The organism is uncultured Citricoccus sp., from assembly GCF_937871995.1.
Lineage (GTDB): Bacteria > Actinomycetota > Actinomycetes > Actinomycetales > Micrococcaceae > Citricoccus.
Genome location: NZ_CALMQR010000027.1, coordinates 1 through 20757, shown reverse-complemented (window position 1 = coordinate 20757; position 20757 = coordinate 1). Strand labels below are relative to the sequence as shown.

The following is a 20757-nucleotide window of genomic DNA, read 5'->3' as shown; positions in this document are numbered from 1 at the left end:
GGGACCCGACGGCCGCTCAGCGGCGCTTGCGCGGTTTCGAGGAGGACTTCGCCGGCGCCCTGGAGGGCTTCCTCGCCGGTCGCCCGCCCGCCGCCGCCCGCGATGCCCCGGTGGACGCGGAGCCCGCGGCGGACTGTCCGCGATCGTTCCGGGACGAGCCGGGACGTCGGCCCTTGGCGGCCCCGACGAAGTCCTGGACGAGTTCGGAGTCCGCCGACTTCAGCCAGGCCAGACCCACGCCCCAGCCCGGGTGGCCGGACAGCGGCAGCACGATCACGTCCTTGCGGCCGAACATGCGCGCCACGGATGCCGGCAGCACGGTGTGCCCGGTCCCGCTGGCGACGATCTCCACGGCCATCCGCTCCCCGGAGCCGGGGACCTCCGGCGCCTCCAGCGGATCGGCCGGCGGCTCGGGCGCGAACCGGTCCGGGTCCATGAGTGCCTGCGGGTCGAGCTCCTCCACGGGCACCGGGCCGTCCGCCTCGGGGTCCCAGGCGGCGAGCAGGTGGTCCTTGCCCACGCACACCACCGGGTCCTCCTCGTAGAACCGCACCACGTGCACGTCCTGCGGATCGATCCCGCCCGCGCGCAGCAGCGCCTCCGGCCCGGAGTCCAGCGACCAGCGCAGGTAGCCCAGCTGGGGCAGGCCCCGGGGGGCCGAGCCACCGGGACCGGGGGCCAGGAACGCCAGCTGCCCGCCGACGTCGTGGTTCACCAGCTGGGCCCGGCGCTCGCGCGAGGTGAAGCGGTCCACCCACTTGGAGGGGGAGGCACCGGGGATGGTGGAGAGGAAGAGCGTCTCCGGGACGGCCGGGACGGGCGCCGGCCGCGGATCGGACGCCCGGTCGCGGGCACGGGGCACGGGGCCTACTTCACCCGGTCCTTGAGGAACTGCACCGCGCGGGACCAGGCCAGGCGGGCCTGTTCGGGCCGGTAGTTGCCCTGCGGGTTCTCGTCGTTGTGGAAGGCGTGCGGGGCGTCGTAGAAGAAGTACTCCACCTCGGCACCAGACTCCTCGCGGATCTGCTGCTCCTGCTTGCGCGCCTGGTCCGGCGGGAACATCGAGTCCTGTTCGGCGTAGTGACCCTGCACGGCGGCCCTGACGCCCGCATAGGCGTCCGGGACGGCCTGGCCCACTCCGTAGAACGGCACGGCCGCCGAGACCTTCGGGCCCTGCTGGGCGGCCAGGGCGAGCACGAACCCCCCGCCCATGCAGAAGCCGATGGTGCCCACGGTCTGCGAGGTCACCGCGTCCAGGGACAGCAGGTAGTCCACGGCGCCGGCCAGCTGGCGTGCGCCCTCCTCGGCCGGCAGCTTGGACATCATCTCGCCGGCCTCGTCGCCGTCGTGGGCCACCCAGCCGCCGAAGAGGTCCGGGGCCAGGGCGGTGAAGCCCTCCGCGGCCAGGCGATCACACACGTCCCTGATGTGGTCGGTCAGTCCCCACCACTCCTGGATGACGATGACACCCGGCCCGGATCCGGACTCGGGCGTGGCCAGGTAGCCGTGGCCCAGCCGGTCGCCGTCCTGGCCGGGGTCCTTGTCGGGCAGCGGGAAGGTGGTGTTCTGGTGCGCGGTCTTGCCTGCCATGTACGGGCCTCCGTCGGTCTCGTCCTCAGGGCCCGGCGTCGTGGCGCCCTCGGCGCCGCCGGGTCCAGGTCCATCGCCAGTCTAGGGGTGCCCTCCCGCACGGCAAGTGCCCGTAGCGGGGACGCCCGGCGGTCGGGAACGCCCCGCCCTCCCGGGAGATCCACGGGAGAACGGGGGCGTGGTCGGCCCCAGGCGTCCGGTCGGCCGGCGGCCGCGGCGGGGGCGCTGCGGGGACCTCCCGGAGGAGGCCCTTGAGGATCAGGCCTGGGCGGTCTCCTCGGACGGCAGCACGAAGGAGGCGTCGATCAGGATCTTCACGTTGTCGGAGACGAGCACGCCACCGGCGGCGGCCTGCAGGGGGGCGTTCCAGGTGATGTTGAAGTCCTTGCGGGAGATCTCGCCCTTGGCCTCGAAGCCGGCGCGGGTCATGCCGAACGCGTCCACGGTCTGGCCGCCGAACTCGGCGTCCAGCTCGACGCGCTGGGTGATGCCCTTGATGGTCAGGTCGCCCACGAGGGTGAACTCGCCGGCGGCGTCTCCACGCACCTCGGTGGACACGAAGGTCATGTTCGGGTGGGCCTCGGTCTCGAAGAAGTCGGCTGCCTTGATGTGGGCGTCGCGGTCCGGCTGGCCGGTGTCGACGGAGTTGGCGTCGATGGTCACGTTCACGTTCGAGGCCGTGGCGTCGTCACCGACGACCAGCGAGCCCTCGACGGCGTTGAAGGTGCCGCGGACCTTGGAGATGCCGGCGTGGCGGACGGTGAAGTCCACGTCGGTGTGGGTGGCGTCCAGGTTCCAGGTACCGGGGGTCAGTGCGGTCATATGAGCTCTCCTCTGGGTTGCGGCGGCGTCCGGACCGCGGTCCGGCCGGTCCACCTTCTATGGTTGAACGTTCAATAGAACAGCGCCTCCCCGGGAAGTATTCCTGCCCGCGAGATGAACGTCCCGTGAACCTCGAGGTACTCCCGGGGAGCGCGCCGGTCCACCGCTTCCACCCCTACCCCATCCCGCCCGCCGCCCGCCACGGCCCGGGGCGGTCGAGCGTCCCCGGTCAGGCCGTCATGCGGGGACCAGCAGGACCCGCACGCGGTCGGCGGTTGGATAGGCTCGACACAGCCCGACCCACACGACGACCCGCCGCGCCCCGGACGACGACCGGGACCGGCGGACGGTGTCCGGTCACCCTCAACCTGCAATGGGAGTACCTGTGAAGATTGCGATCCTCGGCGGAGACGGCTTCTGTGGCTGGCCCGCCTCCCTGCACCTGTCTGACCTGGGCCACGAGGTGGTCATCGTGGACAACTTCTCCCGCCGGGTGATCGACGAGGAGCTGGGGGCGCAGTCCCTGACCCCCATCCGGTCCCTGTCCGAGCGGCGCGCCGCGTGGCAGGAGGTCTCCGGCAAGGAGATCGGCTTCGCCTTCCTGGACGTCGCCCAGGACTACGAGGGCCTGGTGGAGTTCTTCCGCACCGAGCGCCCGGACGCCGTGGTCCACTTCGCCGAGCAGCGCGCCGCGCCGTATTCCATGAAGTCCCCGAAGAACAAGCGCTACACCGTCGACAACAACGTCAACGCCACCCACAACGTGCTGTGCGCGATCGTCGACTCGGGCGTGGACATCCACCTCGTGCACCTGGGCACCATGGGCGTGTACGGCTACGGCACGGCAGGGATGAAGATCCCGGAGGGCTACCTGGACGTCGAGGTCACCGCCCAGGAGGACGCCGAGGGCAACCCGGTCGAACCGCACCGGATCCCGCAGCAGATCCTGTACCCGACCAACCCGGGGTCGATCTACCACATGACCAAGGTGCTGGACCAGCACCTCTTCGCCTACTACGTGAAGAATGACTCGCTGCGGATCACGGACCTGCACCAGGGCATCATCTGGGGCACGCACACCGCGCAGACCCAGCTCGACGAACGCCTCATCAACCGCTTCGACTACGACGGTGACTACGGCACGGTGCTGAACCGCTTCCTGATGCAGGCTGCGGTCGGCTACCCCCTGACCGTGCACGGCACCGGTGGCCAGACCCGCGCCTTCATCCACATGCAGGACATGGTCCGGTGCGTGCAGATCGCCCTGGAGAACCCGCCGGCCACCGGGGACCGGGTCAAGATCTTCAACCAGATGACCGAGACCCACCGCGTCCGGGACCTGGCCGAGCTGATCGGGCGCATCACCGGCGCGGAGGTGCAGATGGTGCCCAACCCGCGCAAGGAGTCCGCCGAGAACGAGCTCCACGTGGTCAACGACGCCTTCATCGACCTGGGACTGAACCCGACCACCCTGTCCGAGGGCCTGCTGCTCGAGGTCGAGCAGATCGCCGAGAGGTACCGGGACCGCGCGGACCTGTCCAGGGTCCCGGCCACCTCCCTGTGGACGGCCCAGCAGCATGCCGGGATCCCGGAGTACACCCCGTCCCGCCCGGCGCCGGCGGAGCACGCCTCCGCCCAGTGACCTGACACGGGAGGTCCCCCGACGCCGGCGCCCGCGGTCCGGCGTCGGGAACCTCCCGCCGCGCCCGCCGAGGAGCCGCATGCGCATCGCGATGTTCACCGAGGTCTTCCTGCCCAAGATCGACGGGGTGGTGACCCGGGTGGTGCGCACCCTGGAACAGTTGAGGGACCTGGGCCACGAGGTCCTGCTCTTCGCCCCCGGCCACCCGCCGGCCGAGTACGCGGGCCACGAGGTGGTCCGGGTGCGCGGTGTCTCCCTGCGCCCGCTGTACCCCGAGCTGAAGGTCGGCATGCCCACCCCGGAGATCGCCCGGAAGATGGAGGCCTTCCGCCCGCACCTGGTGCACACGGTCAACCCGGTCTGGCTGGCCGCCTACGGGGTGCTCTCCGCAGGACGGCGCGACGTGCCCCAGCTGGCCAGCTTCCACACGGACGTCCCCCAGTACACCGAGTCGCTGCGGGTCGGCTGGGCACGGCACCCCGCGGAGAGCTGGATCCGGTTCATCCACAACAAGGCCGAGGTGAACCTGTGCACCTCCGGCCCCATGGTGGAGCGGGCCCGCCAGGTCGGGATCCGGCGGGTGGGCCTGTGGCCCAAGGCCGTGGACACCATCGGTTACCACCCCTCCCACGCCTCCGCGCCGATGCGCGCCCGGCTCACGGACGGCCACCCCGAGGCTCCCCTCGTGGTCTACGTGGGACGCATGAGCCGGGAGAAGGACCTGGATGCGCTCCTGGAACCGATGCGCCGGTTGCGGCAGCGGGTGCCCGGAGCCCGGCTGGCCATGGTCGGTTCGGGCCCCCACGTGGAGCAACTGAGGAGGCACTTCGACCCGGCGTGGACGGTGTTCACCGGTTACATGTCCGGCCCCGAGCTGTCCCAGGCCTATGCGAGCGCGGACGTCTTCGCCTTCCCCTCGACCACGGAGACGCTGGGCCTGGTGGCCCTGGAGTCGATGGCCTCCGGGGTGCCCGTGGTGGGCGCCCGGGCGGGCGGGGTCCCCTTCGTGATCGACGACGCGCGGACCGGTTTCCTCGTCGACCCCGGTGACGTGGACGGCTGGGCGGACCGGCTCGGGCGACTGCTGGCGGATCCCGGACTGCGCCTCCGGATGGGCCGGGCCGCGCGCGAGGAGGCCGAACGGCATTCCTGGCGCGCCGCCACCCAGACGCTGGCGGGCTTCTACGACCAGGCGATCGACACCCACTGGAGGGACCACCGCAGTCTCAACGGGCCACTGCTGGACCGCTTCGCCCGGCCCATGCCCCGGCCCCTGGACTGAGAGGCGCCTCTTCCCGCGTGGCTCTTGCGGGCGACGGCCGTCAGGAGAAGGCGATGACGGCCCGAGCGGCCTGGTCCGGGACGGTCAGGTCGATCCCGGTGAGCTCCTGGAAGCGACGCAGCCGGTTCGTCACCGTGTTCCGGTGGCAGAACAGCTCGGTGGAGGTCTCCGCGATGCTCCCCGTCCGCAGGTAGCTGCGCACGGCCGATTCGACGGAGGAGCGTTCGGCCGGTCCGCAGCCCGCCAGCAGCGGAGACAGGTCCACCACCTCCCGCAGCGAGGTCCCCGCCAGCCTCTGCCTGATGACGCGCGTCCAGCCCCGTGCGGGGGTCATGCATCCCGCCTCTCCCGGACGGAGCACCTCAGCCAGCTCCCTGGCCAGGTGAACCGCCCTGCTCACCTCCGACATCCCCCGGACGTCCCCGACCGCGCCGACCCTCAGCTGGTCCACGCGTCGCAGGCGCGCCCGTCCCGTCCGCGGCGGGTGGGGGACGATCACCACCAGGCCGCTGCCCGTATAGGTCGAGAGCACCTGGGTGCCCTGGCGCTCCAGGGCAGCCGCCTCCACCCGCAACTGCTGCAGCGACTCGTCCCGGCTCGCATAGACGGAGTACTCCCACTCGACGCCCACTCCCAGCCGTTCGGCGATCTGCGCCAGCCGGGCGGGCGTCACCGGAGGCTCGGCGAGCAGCTCGGTGAGCAGGCCGCGCCGCTCGGCGTCTATCTCGTCGGCCATGCGCCGCTCCTCGACCAGGTAGGCGTGCTGCGTCTGCTGGACGTAGGTCTCCACCGTCTCGGACACCAGTGCCGCGTGACGAAGCAGGATGCCCATGTCATCGACGTCTCCGAGGGCGACCAGCTCCTCCCACAACAGGGCGAAGTCCAGGCGGATCGCACTCATGAGGCTCGTCAGCGGGATGCCGGCCCTGGCCCGGGTGACACCCACCTGGGTCGCGATGCCCTCGAGGACCCAGTGCTCCGTCCCGCGCAGTGCGGAGACCAGGCCCAGGAACGACTCCTCCGCGTCCTCGGCCACGCGAGACCACGGGATGGGTGGGTTCACGTAGTCGGGCAACTGCCGGACCGCGTCGAGGAAACGCCTCGTCAGGCCGTCGACGTCGAGACTGTCCAGCAGGCGCAGCCACCGGTCCCGGTCCTCCGGCAGCGGGGACGAGGACATGGGCGACGCGCTCATGACCACAGTGTATGTGCACATGCCCAATACTGAGGCGGGATCCGGGGGCACATGCCGTGCCGAAGCCAGCAGGATGCCCACCACACTGGTACGAAGCAACCGAGACTGTGATCTCACCCACATCCCTGAGAGGGTCGCCATGGACCAGCAGACCACCACCGGCATCGTCCCCGATGCCGCTCCTCCGACCACCGCCAGCATCGAGTTCGGCGCGGCGCGGCAGCTCACCACCCGGGAGGCCAACCGGGTTGCCATGGGCGCCCTCATCGGCACCGCCCTGGAGTGGTACGACTTCTTCCTGTTCAGCGCCGCGGCGGCCATCGTCTTCAACGTCCAGTACTTCGCCACCGACAACGCGACGGCGGCCGCGCTGTCCTCGTTCGCCACCTTCGGTGTCGGGCTGGCAGCCCGCCCGCTCGGCGGTCTGGTCTTCGGTCACCTGGGCGACCGCATCGGCCGGCGCAAGGTCCTGATGATCACCATCGTCGGCATCGGGGCGGTGACCGGTCTGATCGGCATGCTCCCCACCTATGCGGCGATCGGCCTGGCCGCTCCCCTGCTGCTCGTCCTGCTGCGCATCGGCCAGGGACTGTTCGTGGGCGGTGAGTGGTCCGGGGCCATGACCATCGTGGTGGAGAACTCTCCCCTGGAGAAGCGGGCCATCTACGCCGCGATCCCCCAGATCGGCTCACCCATCGGCACGATCCTCTCCTCCGGCGGTTTCTACCTGCTGGCCCTGTGGATGACCCAGGAGTCCTTCGACGCCTGGGGCTGGCGCCTGCCGTTCCTGGCCGCCATCCCGATGCTCCTGGTGGCCCTGTACATCCGCAGCCGGCTTGAGGAATCGCCGGTGTTCGAGGAACTCATGGAAAAGGGTGAGACCGCACAGAGCCCCGTGCGGGAGACCCTCGGCGGGTACTGGCGCCACATCCTGGTCGGCATGGCGGCCGGTCTGCTGGGCATCGGCGGCTTCTACCTGGTGACCGCCTTCGTGGTCTGGTACGGCGTGAACATCCTCGAGTACGACCGCACGGTCATGCTCCTCGGAGGCCTGGTGGCCGCGGCCGTCGAGATCCCCGTGCTCATCCTGGCCGGCCGGGCCGGTGCCCGGTTCGGTGCCAGCAAGGTCATCCTGTGGGGCGGTCTCGCCTCCGCCGTGCTCGCCTGGCCCAGCTTCCTGATGATCGAGAGCGGCAACCCCGTGGTGGTCGTGCTCGGGATGACGATCGCCGTGGCGTCCCTCTCCATCCCCTACGCGGCCTCCGGCACCATCCTCACCGGCCTCTTCCCGGCCAAGTACCGGTACACCGGCGTGGGGCTGGCCCAGAACATCGCCGGGATGCTCTCCGGGTTCATCCCGGTGATCGCCACCGCCCTGGTGGCCACCGCTGCGAACCACTGGTGGCCCGCCGCGGTGATGCTCGTCTTCCTGTCCCTGTTCACCGCCTTCTCGGCACTGGTCTCCCCGCGGATGAGCGTGAACCTGCCCGGTTTCAAGCACTGAGTCGTCCCGCCTTCCCCCACTCTCCCCTTCCGCTCACCCGCCCCGGGGCCACCGGTCCCGGAACCACCGACCCCAAGGAGTCACCACCGTGTCACGCTCAGCCGGTCACCTGATCGTGGACACCCTCGCCGAGCACGGCGTGGAACGTGTCTACGTCGTCCCGGGAGAAAGCTACCTGGACGTCCTGGACGGCCTGCACGACGCGGCCATCCGCACCGTGGTCTGCCGACAGGAGGGCGGGGCCGGCTTCATGGCCCTGGCCGAGGGCCGGCTGACCGGCCGCCCCGGCGTGGCCATGGTCACCCGCGGGCCCGGCGCGGCCAACGCGATGATCGCGGTACACACGGCCTGGCAGGACGCCACGGCCATGGTGCTGATGGTGGGATTGATCCCGCACCGGGACCGCGGCCAGGAGTCGTTCCAGGAGTTCAGCCTGGACGGTTGGTTCGGTACCACCGCCAAGGGCGTGCTGACCGTGGAGGTCGCCGACCGTGCCGGCGAGGTGATCGCCCAGGCCATGCACCTGGCCGCCTCGGGCCGCCCGGGCCCGGTGGTGGTGGGCCTGCCGGAGGACATCCTGGTCCAGCTGACCGAGGCCCCGACACCGGCCCCCCGTCCCGTGGCCCGGCCGTCCGTCGACGCAGACCAACTCGAGCGGATCGGACAGCTGATCGCCGGGGCCCGGCGTCCCCTGCTCATCGCCGGCGGGGACGGCTGGCACGGTTCCACGGGTGCGGACCTCGCCACGCTGGCCGAGGCCGCCGGCATCCCGGTCGCCGCGGACTGGAGGGCCTACGACGCCGTGCCCAACTCATCACCCGCGTACGCCGGCTGGCTCGGGTACGGCCGGGCGGACACCCTGGCTTCCCGGCTGTTCGAGGCGGACCTGCTGCTCTTCGTCGGCTGCGGTCGCAGTGACGTCCTCAGCGAGGGCTACACGGCCGGGTTCGAGCCCACCACCGTGGTCGCCATGCCGGACCCGCAGGCCCTGATGCACCATGGCCGGATCGACGAGCTCGTGGTGGCCGGCCCCGCCACGGCCGTGGACGCCCTGTTCCGGCTCGGGGCGGACCGGCTCCGCGGCGAGCGCGGCGAGGAGTGGATGCGGTTGCTGGCCGCGGACCAACGCCGCTTCTCCCAGCCGGGCCCGGAGCACCCGCCGGAGGGCGTGGACCTCGGGGTCGCCTTCGGGGTCCTCGCCGAGCTGCTGCCGGCCGACCGCGTGTGCACCTACGGGGCGGGCAACGCCACCCTCTGGGGCCACCGGCACCTGGTGCACGAGGCACCCAACAGCCTGGTCGGGCCACGGAACGGGGCTATGGGGCTCGCCGTGCCGGCCGCCGTCGCCGCGAGCCTGGTGCACCCGGACCGCACCGTCGTCGCGGTCTGCGGGGACGGGGACTTCTTGATGAACGGCCAGGAGCTGTCCGTGGCGATCGCCGAGGGTGCGGCGCCGATCGTCGTCGTGGTGGACAACGGCCGGTACGGGACCATCGTGACGCACCAGCAGCGCGAGTACCCCGGCCGGGTCTCCGGGACGGACCTGGCGAATCCCGATTTCGGGGCATTCATGCGCTCGTTCGGTGGCTTCGGTGAGCGGGTCGAGACCACCGACGGCGTCCGGGGCGCCGTCGAGCGCGCCCTGGCCAGCCGTACGGCGGCCCTGATCCACCTCGTGGTGGACCGGGAGACCGTGCCGGCCGGCACTGCCAACGCTGTCGACGCCGAGTTCGCCGGAGCCAGGCCATGATGCTGGACCAGCTGTTCGAGGCGGACGCCATCATCACCCTCGACCCGCAACGGCCTCGGGTCCGGCGGATGGGGGTCATCGGCGGGATGATCGTCGGGTTCGACGAGGATCTCAAGGGCATGACGGCCCGCAGCACCGAGCGCTTCGACGGTGCCACGATCGTCCCCGGCTTCAACGACGCGCACTGCCACACCACCTGGTGGGGACTGGGCCTGCAGGCCGTCCCGCTGGACCGCGCCCGTGGGCTGGAGGAGCTGTACTCGATGCTCGAGGCGGAGGTACGCAGGCTCGACGCCCAGCCGGACGCCTGGATCCACGGGACCGGTTTCAATGACAAGGACCACGACAGCCAGTACCCCAGCATCGATCGGCTGGACGCGATCACCGGGAACCGTCCGCTCTACCTGCGGCACACCTCGGGGCACTCGGCGATCACCAACACCGCCACGCTGCGCGCGGTGGGCGCGCTGGAGCCCGCTTTTACCGACCCCACGGGCGGTGCCGTGGTCCGGGACGCCGCCGGCCGGCCCACCGGCGTGCTGGAGGAGACCGCTCAGAGCCTGTTGCAGCGGCGTCTGCTGCCCTACGCGGCCGAGGACATCGCCGACGCACTCGACGCGGCCACCCGCCGCTACGCCGCACGCGGTATCACCAGCTTCACCGAGGCCGGGGTCGGCGGTGGTTGGATCGGCCACAGCCCCACGGAGGTCGCGGCCTACCAGCTGGCCGCGGAGACCGGCCGGTTGCACGCCCGTGCCCAGCTCATGCCCGCCCTGGACTCCCTGTCCACCGTGGACGGCCACGCGCAGGACTTCCACGGCATGGGCACCGCCCTGGGCCTGGGCCTCGGCGAGCGCTTCGCCTTCGGCACGGACCGCGTCCGCTTCGGTCACGTCAAGGTCTTCCTGGACGGCTCCCTGCTGGGGCGCACGGCGGCGGTCACGGAGTCCTTCTGCGGCCACCACGGGAACACCGGTTACCTTCTGGACACCCCAGAGCAGTACCGCGAACGGGTGAAGGCGGTGTACCGGGCCGGCTGGCCCATCGCGCTGCACGCCATCGGCGACGCGGCGATCGACCTCGCCCTGGACCTCATCGAGGACTGCCAGGACAGCTTCGGCCTCCGCGGGGCGCCCAACCGGATCGAGCACTTCGGGGTCTCCCGTCCGGACCAGGTGGCCCGGGCCGGTCGGCTAGGCGTGGCCGTGACGCCCCAGGCGGGATTCCTGCAGCCCATCGGTGACCAGATGGCCGACCGCCTGGACGACCACCGCCGGGACTGGATCTACCGCGGCCGGACACTGGTGGAGGCCGGCGTGATCCTGGCCGGGTCCAGCGACCTGCCCGTGGCGGACAACGACATGCTGCGGGGCATGCAGTCGGCCATCGACCGGCGCAGTGACACCGGTGCCGTCATCGGCGCGCAGGAGGGGCTCACCGCCGAGCAGGCGCTGCGTTCCTACACCGAGTGGTCGGCGGCGGCCAATGGCCAGTCCTCCACCCGGGGCACCCTCGCCCGCGCCAAGTTCGCCGACGCCGCCGTCCTCAGCGGCTCGCCCCTGGAGGCCGACGACCTCAACGACCTGGACGTCCTGGCGACCTTCGTGGGCGGCTCCTGCACCCACCGGCGCTGACCACCTGCGCCCGATCACCCCACCCCCGAACAGAACCCGGAGACCCGCTGTGACCATCGACGCCGTGTCCATCGACGCCACCGCCTTCCTCGCCGACTTCGCCTCCATGAGCACCCATGGCGCCACCGCGGGAGGAGGGGTGGACCGCCAGGCCGGAACACACGCCGACGGCCAGACGCGCAACTGGTTCCGTGGGCTGTGCGAGGCCCGTGGCTTCGAGGTGCGCTATGACCGGATCGGCAACCAGTTCGCCCTGCTCGAGCTCGTGCCGGGCGCCCCGTACATCGCGGTCGGTTCCCACCTGGACTCCCAGCCCTCCGGCGGCCGCTTTGACGGTGCCTACGGGGTCCTCGCCGCGGCGCACGCCGCGGCGGCGGTCCGTGACGCCGTCCCGGAGGAGGAGGCCGAGTTCAACATCGCGGTCGTCAACTGGTTCAACGAGGAGGGCTGCCGCTTCAAGCCGTCCATGATGGGCAGCTCGGTCTTCACCGGCAAGCTGGACGCCGAACAGGCGCTGGCGACCCGGGATCCGGACGGCGTCACGGTCCGCGAGGCCCTGCAGTCCCTGCGGACCGTCGGCGAGGCCAGCCTCGACCTCGCGGCGTACGTGGAGATCCACATCGAGCAGGGACGCTCGCTCGAGGACGCCGGAGCCACCATCGGTCTGGTGGAGTCCACCTGGGGCGCGAACAAGTACGAGTACACCGTCCACGGGGAGCAGGCGCACACCGGGGCCACGGTGATCGCGGACCGCCGGGACGCCCTGTTCGCCGCGTCGTCCATGGTGGTGGCCGCCCGTGAGGTCGCCGAACAGTTCACGGACGACGACGGGATGGTCATCACCTCGTGCGGCGAGTTCTCCGTGTACCCCAACTCCCCCGTGGTGGTGGCCAACCGGGTGGACCTGCTGATGGACCTGCGCAGCACGGACCCGCAGCGGCTCGCCGCGGCCGACGCGGAACTGCGGCGCCGCATCGAGGCGATCGCCGCCCGGGAGTCGGTGGAGATCGTTCGGGGGGCCGAGCACCTGTGGGACGCCAAGGCCTACGACCGGGCCGGCATGGAGCTGGCCCGCGAGTGCGCCGAGGGACTGGGCCTGCCCCATCGCGTGGTGCGGACCCTGGCCGGCCACGACTCCACGAACCTCAAGGACCTGGTCCCAACCATCATGCTGTTCATCCCCAGTGCGGAGGGCATCTCGCACAACGAGCGGGAGTACACCAGTGACGAGGACATGATCGCGGGCCTGCGCTTGCTCGAGGCGGTCGTGGCCAAGGCCGTGACGGGCCATTTCGTCGATCCGCGCTGATTCCAGGCCGGGTCGCTGCGGGGGCGGACCGCCCGCATGCGACCCCCACCGCACGACGTGGCCGTACTCATGACGAAGGCCCCGGACCGATGGTCCGGGGCCTTCCTCGACTCGCGTGCGCGAGGGGGGACTTGAACCCCCACGTCCGTAAGGACACTGGCACCTGAAGCCAGCGCGTCTGCCAATTCCGCCACTCGCGCGAGATTGCTGGTCTGTCTTCCCGGACGAAAGGCCTTGCGGATTCCTTCGTGCCGGTCAGAACAGCAGGGTCCATCTTAGCCACAACCTTCTCCGAATCCCAAATCGAGGACGGAGGCGGTGCGGACACCCGGTCTTCGGGCCCCGATGCGGCCACTGCCACCCCACCGGCACCGGCCACCGGTCCCCCTCGCAACCACTCCGCAATCCGCGGTGGTCCCGCCTCTCACGGTTCCCTCACCCCGGCCGCGTACTATCGACACAGACATCTGCGGAAAGGAGAACCCCGCGTGGGTCTTCTGGACAACCTCGAGCGCGGCCTGGAGAAGGCCGTGCAGTCGGCCTTCTCGGCCGGCGGCACCCGCGCGGTGAAGCCGGTCGAGATCGCCAATGCCCTCCGACTGGCCATGGACGACGAGGCCATGGCCCTCTCCGAGGGCCGCACCCTCGTGCCCAATGTCTTCACCGTGTCCTTCTCCACCCCTGACTTCGAGCTGGCCCGCAAGTGGGGCTCCGCCCTGGCCGAGGAACTGTGTGACGAGGCCATCCGCCACGCCCAGGACCAGGGGTACACCCTGCACGGTCCGGTCCGGGTCACCTTCGTCGAGGACGGCGCCCTGCGCCCCGGCAAGCTCGGGATCGAGGCCGTCTCCGACCGCACCGGCGGGGCGGACCAGGCGGGCGGCTCCGGTGCCGCGCCCACGGCGACCGGCTCGGCCGACGTCGCGCCCTCCGCGCCGGTGGAGCGTGAGCCGGCACCTCGCCCCACGCCCTCCCCCTCCCCGGGCCCGTCACCGGTCCCCCCGGCCGCCGTGGCACCCGCAGCCCCCAGGACCTCCAGCCCCGGACCCCGGGCCCGCCCTGTAGACGCCGACGCCCCCCTGCAGCCGGTCCTGGAGATCGATGGACGCAAGTACGCGATCAACGCGGACTCGATCGTGCTCGGCCGTTCGGCGGACGCGGACATCCTGGTGGACGACACCGGGGTCTCGCGCCGTCACCTGGAGGTGATCACCCGCGGGCCGACCGTCATGGCGGTCGACCTCGGCTCGACCAACGGCTTCTACGTCAATGACCGTAAGGTGGACGGGTCCACCGTGCTGCGTGACGGGGACCGGATCACCATGGGCCGGGTCACCATAGTCTTCCGCAAGCTACCGGCCAGGAACCAGGGAGGTGACCAGTGAGCGAACTCGCCGTCGCAGCCCTGCGCATGGGCCTGCTGTTGGTCATGTGGATCCTCATCATCTCCATCGTCTCCTCCCAGGGCCGTGACCTGATGGTGGGCGCCCGGAACAAGGTCCGTTCCCGCAGCGGGGCCGGCACGCCCGTCGCGGCCGGTGCCGGTGGCGGCACGTCCGCCGCCCCGACCGGCTCCTCCACGGCACCCTCCGCCCCCGGCGGACCCGCGGCCGCCCCGCCGGCCGCGCGCCCGCTGGCCACCCGGCTCGCGATCACGGAGGGCCCGCTGAAGGACACCGTCATCCAGCTCAACGGCACGCCGTTGCTGCTGGGCCGGGCCGAGGATGCCGACCTGGTGCTGGAGGACGACTACGTCTCGGGCCGCCACGCGCGGCTGTTCCCGCAGGGTTCGCGCTGGTTCCTCGAGGACCTCGGCTCCACGAACGGCACCTTCGTGAGCGGCAACCCGCTGTCCCGCACGGTCGCGGTCGAGCCGGGCACGCCCATTCGCATCGGCAAGACGGTGCTGGAGCTGAGGTCCTGAACCCGATGCCACTGGTCCTCCGTTTCGCCGCGCGGTCCGATGTGGGCAGGGTCAGGTCGAAGAACGACGACTCCGCCTACGCCGGCCTCCACCTCGCCGTCGTCGCCGACGGCATGGGTGGGCACGTCGGCGGGGACGTGGCCAGTGCCTCGACCGTCCTGGACCTCGCGGTGCTGGACGCCACGGGGTACCCGGACCCGTCCACCGTGCTGCCGGACGAGATCCAGAACGCGAACCTGATCCTGAACGACCTGGTGCACGCCAGCCCCAAGCTCGCCGGGATGGGCACCACCTGCACCGCGCTGCTGCTCGCGGGCGAGACCCTGCACCTGGCCCACATCGGCGATTCCCGCGCCTACCGCCTCAAGGACGGGTCCTTCGAACAGGTCAGCGTGGACCACACCTTCGTCCAGCGGCTCGTGGACGAGGGCCGGCTGGACCCCGCGGAGGCAGAGTCCCACCCGCACAAGAACGTGCTGATGCGGGTGCTGGGTGACGTGGACGCCTCCCCCGAGCTGGACATCTCGGCCCTCCCCGCCGCGCCCGGGGAACGCTGGCTGCTGTGCTCCGACGGGCTGACCGCCGTGGTCTCCCCGTCCACCATCGAGCAGAAGCTGCGGCACCGCCGGGACCTGCAGGCCATCGCCGACGAGCTGGTGGAGCTCACCCTGGCCGGCGGGGCGCCGGACAACGTCACCGTGGTCGCCCTCGAGGTGGCGGAGTCCACCGTCGAGGAGGCCGCCACCCCGCCCCGTGCCCAGCTCTCCGACGAGGCCCTGGCCGCCGCGACGCCCGCGGAGACGGGCCCGGTCTCGGGTTCCCTGCTGCGCGAGGACCTGGAGTCCCGCCCCCACGTCCTGGTCGGGGCGGCCGCCCAGGCCACCGACACCGGCCAGATCCCGATCGTCACCCGGCGCAGCACCCAGAAGCGGGCCGCCACGCTGCTGACCGGCGCCGGCGAGGCCGAGACCGCTCCGCCCCTGGACCCCCTGGCCGCGAGTGCCGCCTCCGAGCTGATCGGCGGCAGCCGGCCCGCTGATCCGGACACGGCTGACCCCGCCCGCGGTGACGCCGTGGAGCAGGTGGCCGACCACCCGGTCCGCCGCCGCCGGTCGGTGTTCATCCCGGTGTTCACCGCCCTGCTGGCACTGATCTTCGCCGTCGTCCTGACCTGGGGCTACCTCTGGACCCAGACGCAGTACTACGTCGGGACCCACGAGGGGCGGGTGGCCATCTACAACGGGGTCTCCCAGAGACTGGGACCGATCACCCTGTCGCACCTGGACACCGAGACCGCCGTGATGCTGGACGACCTGCCGTCCTATACCCGCCAGCGCGTCGAGTCCGGGCTGCCGGCCCGGGACCTGGAACACGCCCAGGAGATCGTCGCCGACCTGGAGAACTCCGTGACCCCTGCCCCACCCGCCACTCCGCGGCCCTCCGGGTCTGCCAGCCCGCGCGGAACCGACGGCCCGACCAGGACGGCCACGCCGTCCGGGAGCCCCTCGACGGAGCGCACCACCAGCCCGAGCCCCGCCGGGGGTGCCGGCTGATGCACCAGGTCGTCGTCCCGGTGCGTCCGCGCCGCAACACCGAACTCGTCCTGCTCCTGCTCGGGCTGTGCATCGGGGTCGGAGCCAACCTGCTCGGCGCCATCGGCATGGACCGGGAGATCACCCCGGAATACTGGGTCCAGGGTGCCGTGCTGGCGATCATGGCCCTGCTGTTCCACCTCGTGCTGCGCCTCAAGGCCCGCTACGCGGACCCGTACATCCTGCCCATCGTCATCACCCTCAACGGGCTGGGCATCGCGATGATCCACCGGATCGACGTCGCCGAGGGGGACGACGCCGCCTCCCGCCAGCTGATCTGGACGGTGGTCGCCATGGGCGCGGCGATCACGCTGCTGTGGCTGTTGAAGGACCACCGGATCCTGCGCCGCTGGCCCTACCTGTTCCTGGCCATCTCCGGCCTCCTGCTCCTGCTCCCGCTCGTTCCCGGACTGGGCATGGAGATCAACGGGGCACGGATCTGGATCAACCTCGGGGTCGGTTCGTTCCAGCCCGGCGAGGTCGCCAAGGTCACGCTGGCCGTCTTCTTCGCGGGGTACCTCTCCGCCAACCGGGACCTGATCCTGCTCGCCGGCAAGAGGATCGGGCCGATCACGTTCCCGCGGTTCCGGGACATGGGCCCGCTCGTGGTGGCCTGGCTGATCTCCATGGGCGTGCTGGTGTTCCAGCGGGACCTGGGGTCCGCCATCCTGTTCTTCGGCCTGTTCATGGCCATGATCTACCTCGCCACCTCGCGGACCTCCTGGATCCTGCTCGGCCTGGCCCTGGTCGCCGTGGGCGGCGTGATCGCCGTCAACACCATCTCCCACGTCGGACTGCGGGTGGACGCCTGGCTCAACGCCTTCGACCCCGAGGTCTACAACCGGGGCGCCGGCAGCTACCAGATCGTCCAGGGCCTGTTCGGGCTGGCCTCCGGTGGCCTGCTGGGCACCGGGCTGGGCGGGGGCCGTCCGGACATCGTGGCCTTCGCGAACTCGGACATGATCATCGCCTCCTTCGGCGAGGAGCTCGGGTTCGTCGGGCTGGCGGCCATCATCATGCTGTTCGTGCTGCTGGTGACCCGGATCATGCGGGCCGCCCTGGGCACCCGGGACACCTTCGGCAAGCTGCTGGCCGCCGGGCTGGCGTTCACCATGGCCCTGCAGTGCTTCGTGGTCATCGGCGGTGTCACCATGGTCATCCCGCTGACCGGCCTGACCACGCCGTTCATGGCCGCCGGCGGTTCGTCGCTGCTGGCGAACTGGCTGGTGGTCGCCCTCGTGCTCATGGTCTCCCAGTCCGCGCGCCGGCCGGTCGCCGTCGGGCCGATGGTCAATGCCTCCGGGGCCGGTTCCGGCCACCAGGACCCTGCCACCGGTGCCGCCACGCCGGGGCCGGAGACCCCCGTCACCGCCATACCGGGAGGTGAGATCGCATGAACCAGGCCATCCGCAACACCTGGGTCGTCATCATCGCCATGTTCATGGTGCTCATCGCGGCCATCTCGATCATCCAGGTGGTCGCCGCAGACACCCTGAAGAACAACGACTTCAACTCCCGGCAGCTGTACCAGGAGTTCGGCTCGGCCCGGGGTCCGATCCTCGTGGACGGGGCGGCGATCGCCGAGTCGGTGGAGTCCAATGACGACTTCAATTACCAGCGCGTCTACCACGACCCCCTGCTGTACTCCGGGCTGACCGGTTTCTACTCCCTGACGTACGGCGCCACCGGGCTCGAGGACAAGATGAACCGTTACCTGGCCGGCACCTCGGACGGCCAGTTCGTGGACCGCATCGTCGAGCTGTTCTCGGGCACGCCCATGGAGGGTGCCCAGGTCGAGCTGACGATCGACCCGCAGATGCAGCAGGTCGCCTACGACGCCCTGCCGGACGGGGTCACCGCCTCTGCGGTCATCACGGATCCGAAGACCGGGGACATCCTGGCGATGGCCTCCAAGCCGAGCTTCGACACCAACCTGCTGGCGGTGCACTCGGGGGCCAAGGCCTCGGCCAACATGGAGGAGCTGCAGTCCGTCCCGGGCCTGAGCCCCTACGTGAACCGTCCCACCGCCTCCCTCGCCGCCCCCGGGTCCACGTTCAAGCTGATCGACACGGTGGCCATGCTCGAGTCGGGCCAGTACCAGCCGGACTCCGTGCTCGAGGTCCCGGACAGCATCACCCTGCCGAACTCCAGCACCCAGCTGGGGAACTTCGGCGGCGGGATCTGCGGCACCTTCGACCAGGCCACCCTCGCGGAGATCTTCGCCCAGTCCTGCAACACCCCCTTCGCCACCGCCGCGATGGAGCTGGGCCAGGACAGGATCCGCACCACGGCCGAGAACTTCGGCTTCAACGAGTCCTTCGACATCCCGCTGACGGTCTCCGGCTCGCAGTTCCCCGAGGACATGGACGACGCGGAACTGGCGCAGTCCGCGCTGGGCCAGCGCAACGTCAAGGCCACCGCCCTGCAGATGAACATGGTGGCCGCGGCCATCGCCAACGACGGGACCCTGATGAAACCGCAGCTGATCGATTCCATCCGCGGCTCGGACCTGACCCTGCTGGAGGAGACCCAGCCGGAGGTCTTCAAGCGTTCCACCACCCCGGAGGTCGCGGCCCAGATGACCCAGATGATGCGCGGGGTGGTGGAGGGCGGGACCGCCTACCGGGCGAAGTCGAACACGGTGGACATCGCCGCGAAGACCGGCACCGCGCAGATCAGCGCCGAGACGGACGACGTCCACTCCTGGATCACCGGGTTCGCCCCGGCCGACGACCCGCAGGTGGCCGTCACGCTCGTGTACCAGAACATCGACTACGACACCGGCAGCGCGCTGACGTCGACGAAACTGAAGGACATCATGGAGGCGGTGGTCACACAGTGAGGCCGACATCGGGTATCACGCTGGGCGGCAGGTACCAGCTCACCGAGCGCATCGCCATCGGCGGGATGGGCGAGGTCTGGAAGGCCAGGGACAAGGTCCTGGGCCGGCTCACGGCGGTGAAGATCCTCAAGGAGGAGTACACCGGGGACGCGAACTTCCTGCGCCGGTTCCGTGCCGAGGCCCAGCACACGGCCCTGCTGAACCACCCCGGGGTCGCCAACGTCTTCGACTACGGTGAGGAGGACGGCTCCGGTTACCTCGTGATGGAGCTGGTCCCCGGCCAGCCGCTGTCCGCGATCCTGGACAAGGAGAAGGTCCTGTCCCCGGACCGGACCCTGAACATCATCGCGCAGACGGCACGTGCCCTCTCCGCCGCGCACGCCCAGGGCCTGGTGCACCGGGACGTGAAGCCGGGCAACCTGCTGATCACCCCGCACGGCCGGGTCAAGGTCACGGACTTCGGCATCGCCCGCCTGGCCGACCAGGTGCCCCTCACGGCGACCGGGCAGGTCATGGGCACCGCCCAGTACCTGGCGCCCGAGCAGGCCACGGGCCAGCAGGCCACCGGCTCCTCCGACATCTACTCCCTCGGGGTCATCGGTTACGAGTGCCTCGTGGGACGCCGCCCGTTCTCGGGCGAGTCCCAGATCGCCATCGCCCTGGCCCAGGTCAACGACCCGCCACCGCCGCTGCCGGAGACGATCCCGGAGCCGGTGCGGGCGCTCATCCTGTCCATGCTCGCCAAGGAGGCCCAGGACCGCCCGGCCAATGCCACGTCCCTGGCCGACGCCGCCGAGGCGCTGCGCCGCCAGGACACCGCCTCCGCGGCGGCCTCGGTCCCCGGGATGCTGCCGTTCCTCACCTCGGGCGCCGCGGCTGCCGGTGCACCCACCGAGGCCATGACCCAGCCGGTGGACTACTCGGGCATGACCCAGACCCACGCCACCGAGATCATCGACCGCTCCCCGGGGGCCTCCGGTTCCCGGGGCACCGGCACCTCGGCCCTGCCGGTGGCCGGCGCGGCTGCCGCGGGTGCGGCCGCGGGCGCCGGGGCCGGGCCGATCTCGGCCACCGGCTCGCCCGACGGCGTCCCCGGCACCGACACGTCCGGTCTCGCCGCACCCGGTGGGTCCGGGGGTGCCGACGACCACGACGCACTGGACCGCACGGCCGGGCGCAAGCGGCGCAGCCCGTGGACCTGGCCGATGATCGGACTGGTGGCCCTGGCGGGCTTCGTCATCCTCGGCATGTGGCTCGGCCCGATGCTCGCCGGTGGCGGTGGCGAGGAGACCACCTCGGCTCCGCCCACCTCGGCCAGCGAGACCAGCACGCTGCCGGAGACCGTCGACGTGGTGGCAGCGCAGTACCGCGGACAGCAGATCGACGACGTCACCCGCGCCCTGCAGGCCCTGGGACTCGAGGTCGAGGCCAGGCCCATCGAGGACAGCAGCCCCGAGGGCACCGTCCTGTCCCTCTCCCCGCAGGGCGAGATGCCCGTGGGCACGCTGGTGACGGTGGACTACTCGACCGGCCCTCAGGCGCCCGCCACCACCTCGGCACCGCCGACCACGACCGCACCGGCCACCACCTCGGCACCGCCGACCACGACCGCACCGCCGGCCACCACCTCGGCACCGCCGACCACGACCGCACCGCCGGCCACCACCTCGG

The 20757-nt window shown here is 71.2% G+C and carries 16 protein-coding genes and 1 tRNA gene; 12 read left to right on the top strand and 5 right to left on the bottom strand.

The annotated features are described in order from the left end of the window. Nucleotides 1–16: 16 nt before the first annotated feature. From Q0283_RS02400 to Q0283_RS02390, 3 genes are all read right to left on the bottom strand, one after another. On the bottom strand, nucleotides 17–862 hold the full coding sequence (locus Q0283_RS02400) for a LysR family transcriptional regulator substrate-binding protein (RefSeq protein WP_298042589.1): 846 nt from the start codon (nucleotides 860–862) through the stop codon (nucleotides 17–19). A gap of 5 nt (nucleotides 863–867) precedes the next feature. After that, on the bottom strand, nucleotides 868–1590 hold the full coding sequence (locus Q0283_RS02395) for a dienelactone hydrolase family protein (protein WP_298042586.1): 723 nt from the start codon (nucleotides 1588–1590) through the stop codon (nucleotides 868–870). A gap of 258 nt (nucleotides 1591–1848) precedes the next feature. After that, the gene (locus Q0283_RS02390) at nucleotides 1849–2412 is read right to left on the bottom strand and encodes a YceI family protein (RefSeq protein WP_010145364.1); all 564 of its coding nucleotides are present in this window, start codon (nucleotides 2410–2412) and stop codon (nucleotides 1849–1851) included. A gap of 385 nt (nucleotides 2413–2797) precedes the next feature. On the opposite strand from Q0283_RS02390, the gene Q0283_RS02385 reads away from it, so the two are divergent. Both Q0283_RS02385 and Q0283_RS02380 read left to right on the top strand, forming a co-directional pair. After that, nucleotides 2798–4054: an NAD-dependent epimerase/dehydratase family protein gene (locus tag Q0283_RS02385; protein WP_298042582.1), complete on the top strand. Its 1257-nt coding sequence runs from the start codon at nucleotides 2798–2800 to the stop codon at nucleotides 4052–4054. 79 nt (nucleotides 4055–4133) lie between these two features. After that, nucleotides 4134–5336: a glycosyltransferase family 1 protein gene (locus Q0283_RS02380; RefSeq protein ID WP_298042579.1), complete on the top strand. Its 1203-nt coding sequence runs from the start codon at nucleotides 4134–4136 to the stop codon at nucleotides 5334–5336. Between the two features lie 40 nt (nucleotides 5337–5376). On the opposite strand, the gene Q0283_RS02375 is transcribed toward Q0283_RS02380, so the two are convergent. Then, nucleotides 5377–6531 (bottom strand): CdaR family transcriptional regulator, encoded by a 1155-nt coding sequence (locus Q0283_RS02375; protein ID WP_298042577.1) that lies wholly within the window; start codon nucleotides 6529–6531, stop codon nucleotides 5377–5379. A 139-nt stretch (nucleotides 6532–6670) separates the two neighbouring features. On the opposite strand from Q0283_RS02375, the gene Q0283_RS02370 reads away from it, so the two are divergent. From Q0283_RS02370 to Q0283_RS02355, 4 genes are all read left to right on the top strand, one after another. Continuing rightward, a complete protein-coding gene (locus Q0283_RS02370; protein WP_298042574.1) occupies nucleotides 6671–8035 on the top strand; it encodes an MFS transporter in 1365 nt (454 codons plus the stop codon). Nucleotides 8036–8123: 88 nt separating this feature from the next. Beyond that, the gene (locus Q0283_RS02365) at nucleotides 8124–9785 is read left to right on the top strand and encodes a thiamine pyrophosphate-dependent enzyme (RefSeq protein WP_298042571.1); all 1662 of its coding nucleotides are present in this window, start codon (nucleotides 8124–8126) and stop codon (nucleotides 9783–9785) included. Next, on the top strand, nucleotides 9782–11419 hold the full coding sequence (locus tag Q0283_RS02360) for an amidohydrolase (protein ID WP_298042568.1): 1638 nt from the start codon (nucleotides 9782–9784) through the stop codon (nucleotides 11417–11419). The genes Q0283_RS02365 and Q0283_RS02360 overlap by 4 nt, the downstream gene beginning before the upstream one ends. A 49-nt stretch (nucleotides 11420–11468) precedes the next feature. After that, nucleotides 11469–12728 carry a M20 family metallo-hydrolase gene (locus Q0283_RS02355; protein ID WP_298042565.1) on the top strand — a complete coding sequence of 420 codons (1260 nt, stop codon included), beginning with the start codon at nucleotides 11469–11471 and terminating at the stop codon, nucleotides 12726–12728. Between the two features lie 116 nt (nucleotides 12729–12844). Here Q0283_RS02355 and Q0283_RS02350 read toward each other — a convergent pair. Next, nucleotides 12845–12928, bottom strand: a tRNA-Leu gene (locus Q0283_RS02350). A 288-nt stretch (nucleotides 12929–13216) separates the two neighbouring features. On the opposite strand from Q0283_RS02350, the gene Q0283_RS02345 reads away from it, so the two are divergent. From Q0283_RS02345 to Q0283_RS02320, 6 genes are all read left to right on the top strand, one after another. After that, the gene (locus Q0283_RS02345; RefSeq protein WP_298042562.1) at nucleotides 13217–14113 is read left to right on the top strand and encodes a DUF3662 and FHA domain-containing protein; all 897 of its coding nucleotides are present in this window, start codon (nucleotides 13217–13219) and stop codon (nucleotides 14111–14113) included. Further along, nucleotides 14110–14652, top strand: a complete 543-nt coding sequence (locus tag Q0283_RS02340; protein WP_298042559.1) for an FHA domain-containing protein — start codon at nucleotides 14110–14112, stop codon at nucleotides 14650–14652. Before Q0283_RS02345 ends, Q0283_RS02340 begins: the two co-directional genes overlap by 4 nt. A 5-nt stretch (nucleotides 14653–14657) precedes the next feature. Next, nucleotides 14658–16205 (top strand): PP2C family serine/threonine-protein phosphatase, encoded by a 1548-nt coding sequence (locus Q0283_RS02335; RefSeq protein WP_298042556.1) that lies wholly within the window; start codon nucleotides 14658–14660, stop codon nucleotides 16203–16205. Then, nucleotides 16205–17641: an FtsW/RodA/SpoVE family cell cycle protein gene (locus Q0283_RS02330; protein WP_298042553.1), complete on the top strand. Its 1437-nt coding sequence runs from the start codon at nucleotides 16205–16207 to the stop codon at nucleotides 17639–17641. The genes Q0283_RS02335 and Q0283_RS02330 overlap by 1 nt, the downstream gene beginning before the upstream one ends. Beyond that, nucleotides 17638–19086, top strand: a complete 1449-nt coding sequence (locus Q0283_RS02325; RefSeq protein WP_298042550.1) for a penicillin-binding transpeptidase domain-containing protein — start codon at nucleotides 17638–17640, stop codon at nucleotides 19084–19086. Before Q0283_RS02330 ends, Q0283_RS02325 begins: the two co-directional genes overlap by 4 nt. Beyond that, the coding region (locus Q0283_RS02320) for a protein kinase domain-containing protein (protein WP_298042547.1) at nucleotides 19083–20757 on the top strand (1675 nt) is incomplete at its 3' end. The genes Q0283_RS02325 and Q0283_RS02320, both read left to right, overlap by 4 nt.

What these genes read in the sequence shown, in the direction of transcription:
- Q0283_RS02360 (WP_298042568.1), top strand. Translation starts at nt 9,782, where the DNA reads ATGATGCTGGACCAGCTGTTCGAGGCGGACGCCATCATCACCCTCGAC.
- Q0283_RS02370 (WP_298042574.1), top strand. Translation starts at nt 6,671, where the DNA reads ATGGACCAGCAGACCACCACCGGCATCGTCCCCGATGCCGCTCCTCCG.
- Q0283_RS02395 (WP_298042586.1), bottom strand. Translation starts at nt 1,590, where the DNA reads ATGGCAGGCAAGACCGCGCACCAGAACACCACCTTCCCGCTGCCCGAC.
- Q0283_RS02335 (WP_298042556.1), top strand. Translation starts at nt 14,658, where the DNA reads ATGCCACTGGTCCTCCGTTTCGCCGCGCGGTCCGATGTGGGCAGGGTC.
- Q0283_RS02390 (WP_010145364.1), bottom strand. Translation starts at nt 2,412, where the DNA reads ATGACCGCACTGACCCCCGGTACCTGGAACCTGGACGCCACCCACACC.
- Q0283_RS02330 (WP_298042553.1), top strand. Translation starts at nt 16,205, where the DNA reads ATGCACCAGGTCGTCGTCCCGGTGCGTCCGCGCCGCAACACCGAACTC.
- Q0283_RS02375 (WP_298042577.1), bottom strand. Translation starts at nt 6,531, where the DNA reads ATGAGCGCGTCGCCCATGTCCTCGTCCCCGCTGCCGGAGGACCGGGAC.
- Q0283_RS02325 (WP_298042550.1), top strand. Translation starts at nt 17,638, where the DNA reads ATGAACCAGGCCATCCGCAACACCTGGGTCGTCATCATCGCCATGTTC.
- Q0283_RS02380 (WP_298042579.1), top strand. Translation starts at nt 4,134, where the DNA reads ATGCGCATCGCGATGTTCACCGAGGTCTTCCTGCCCAAGATCGACGGG.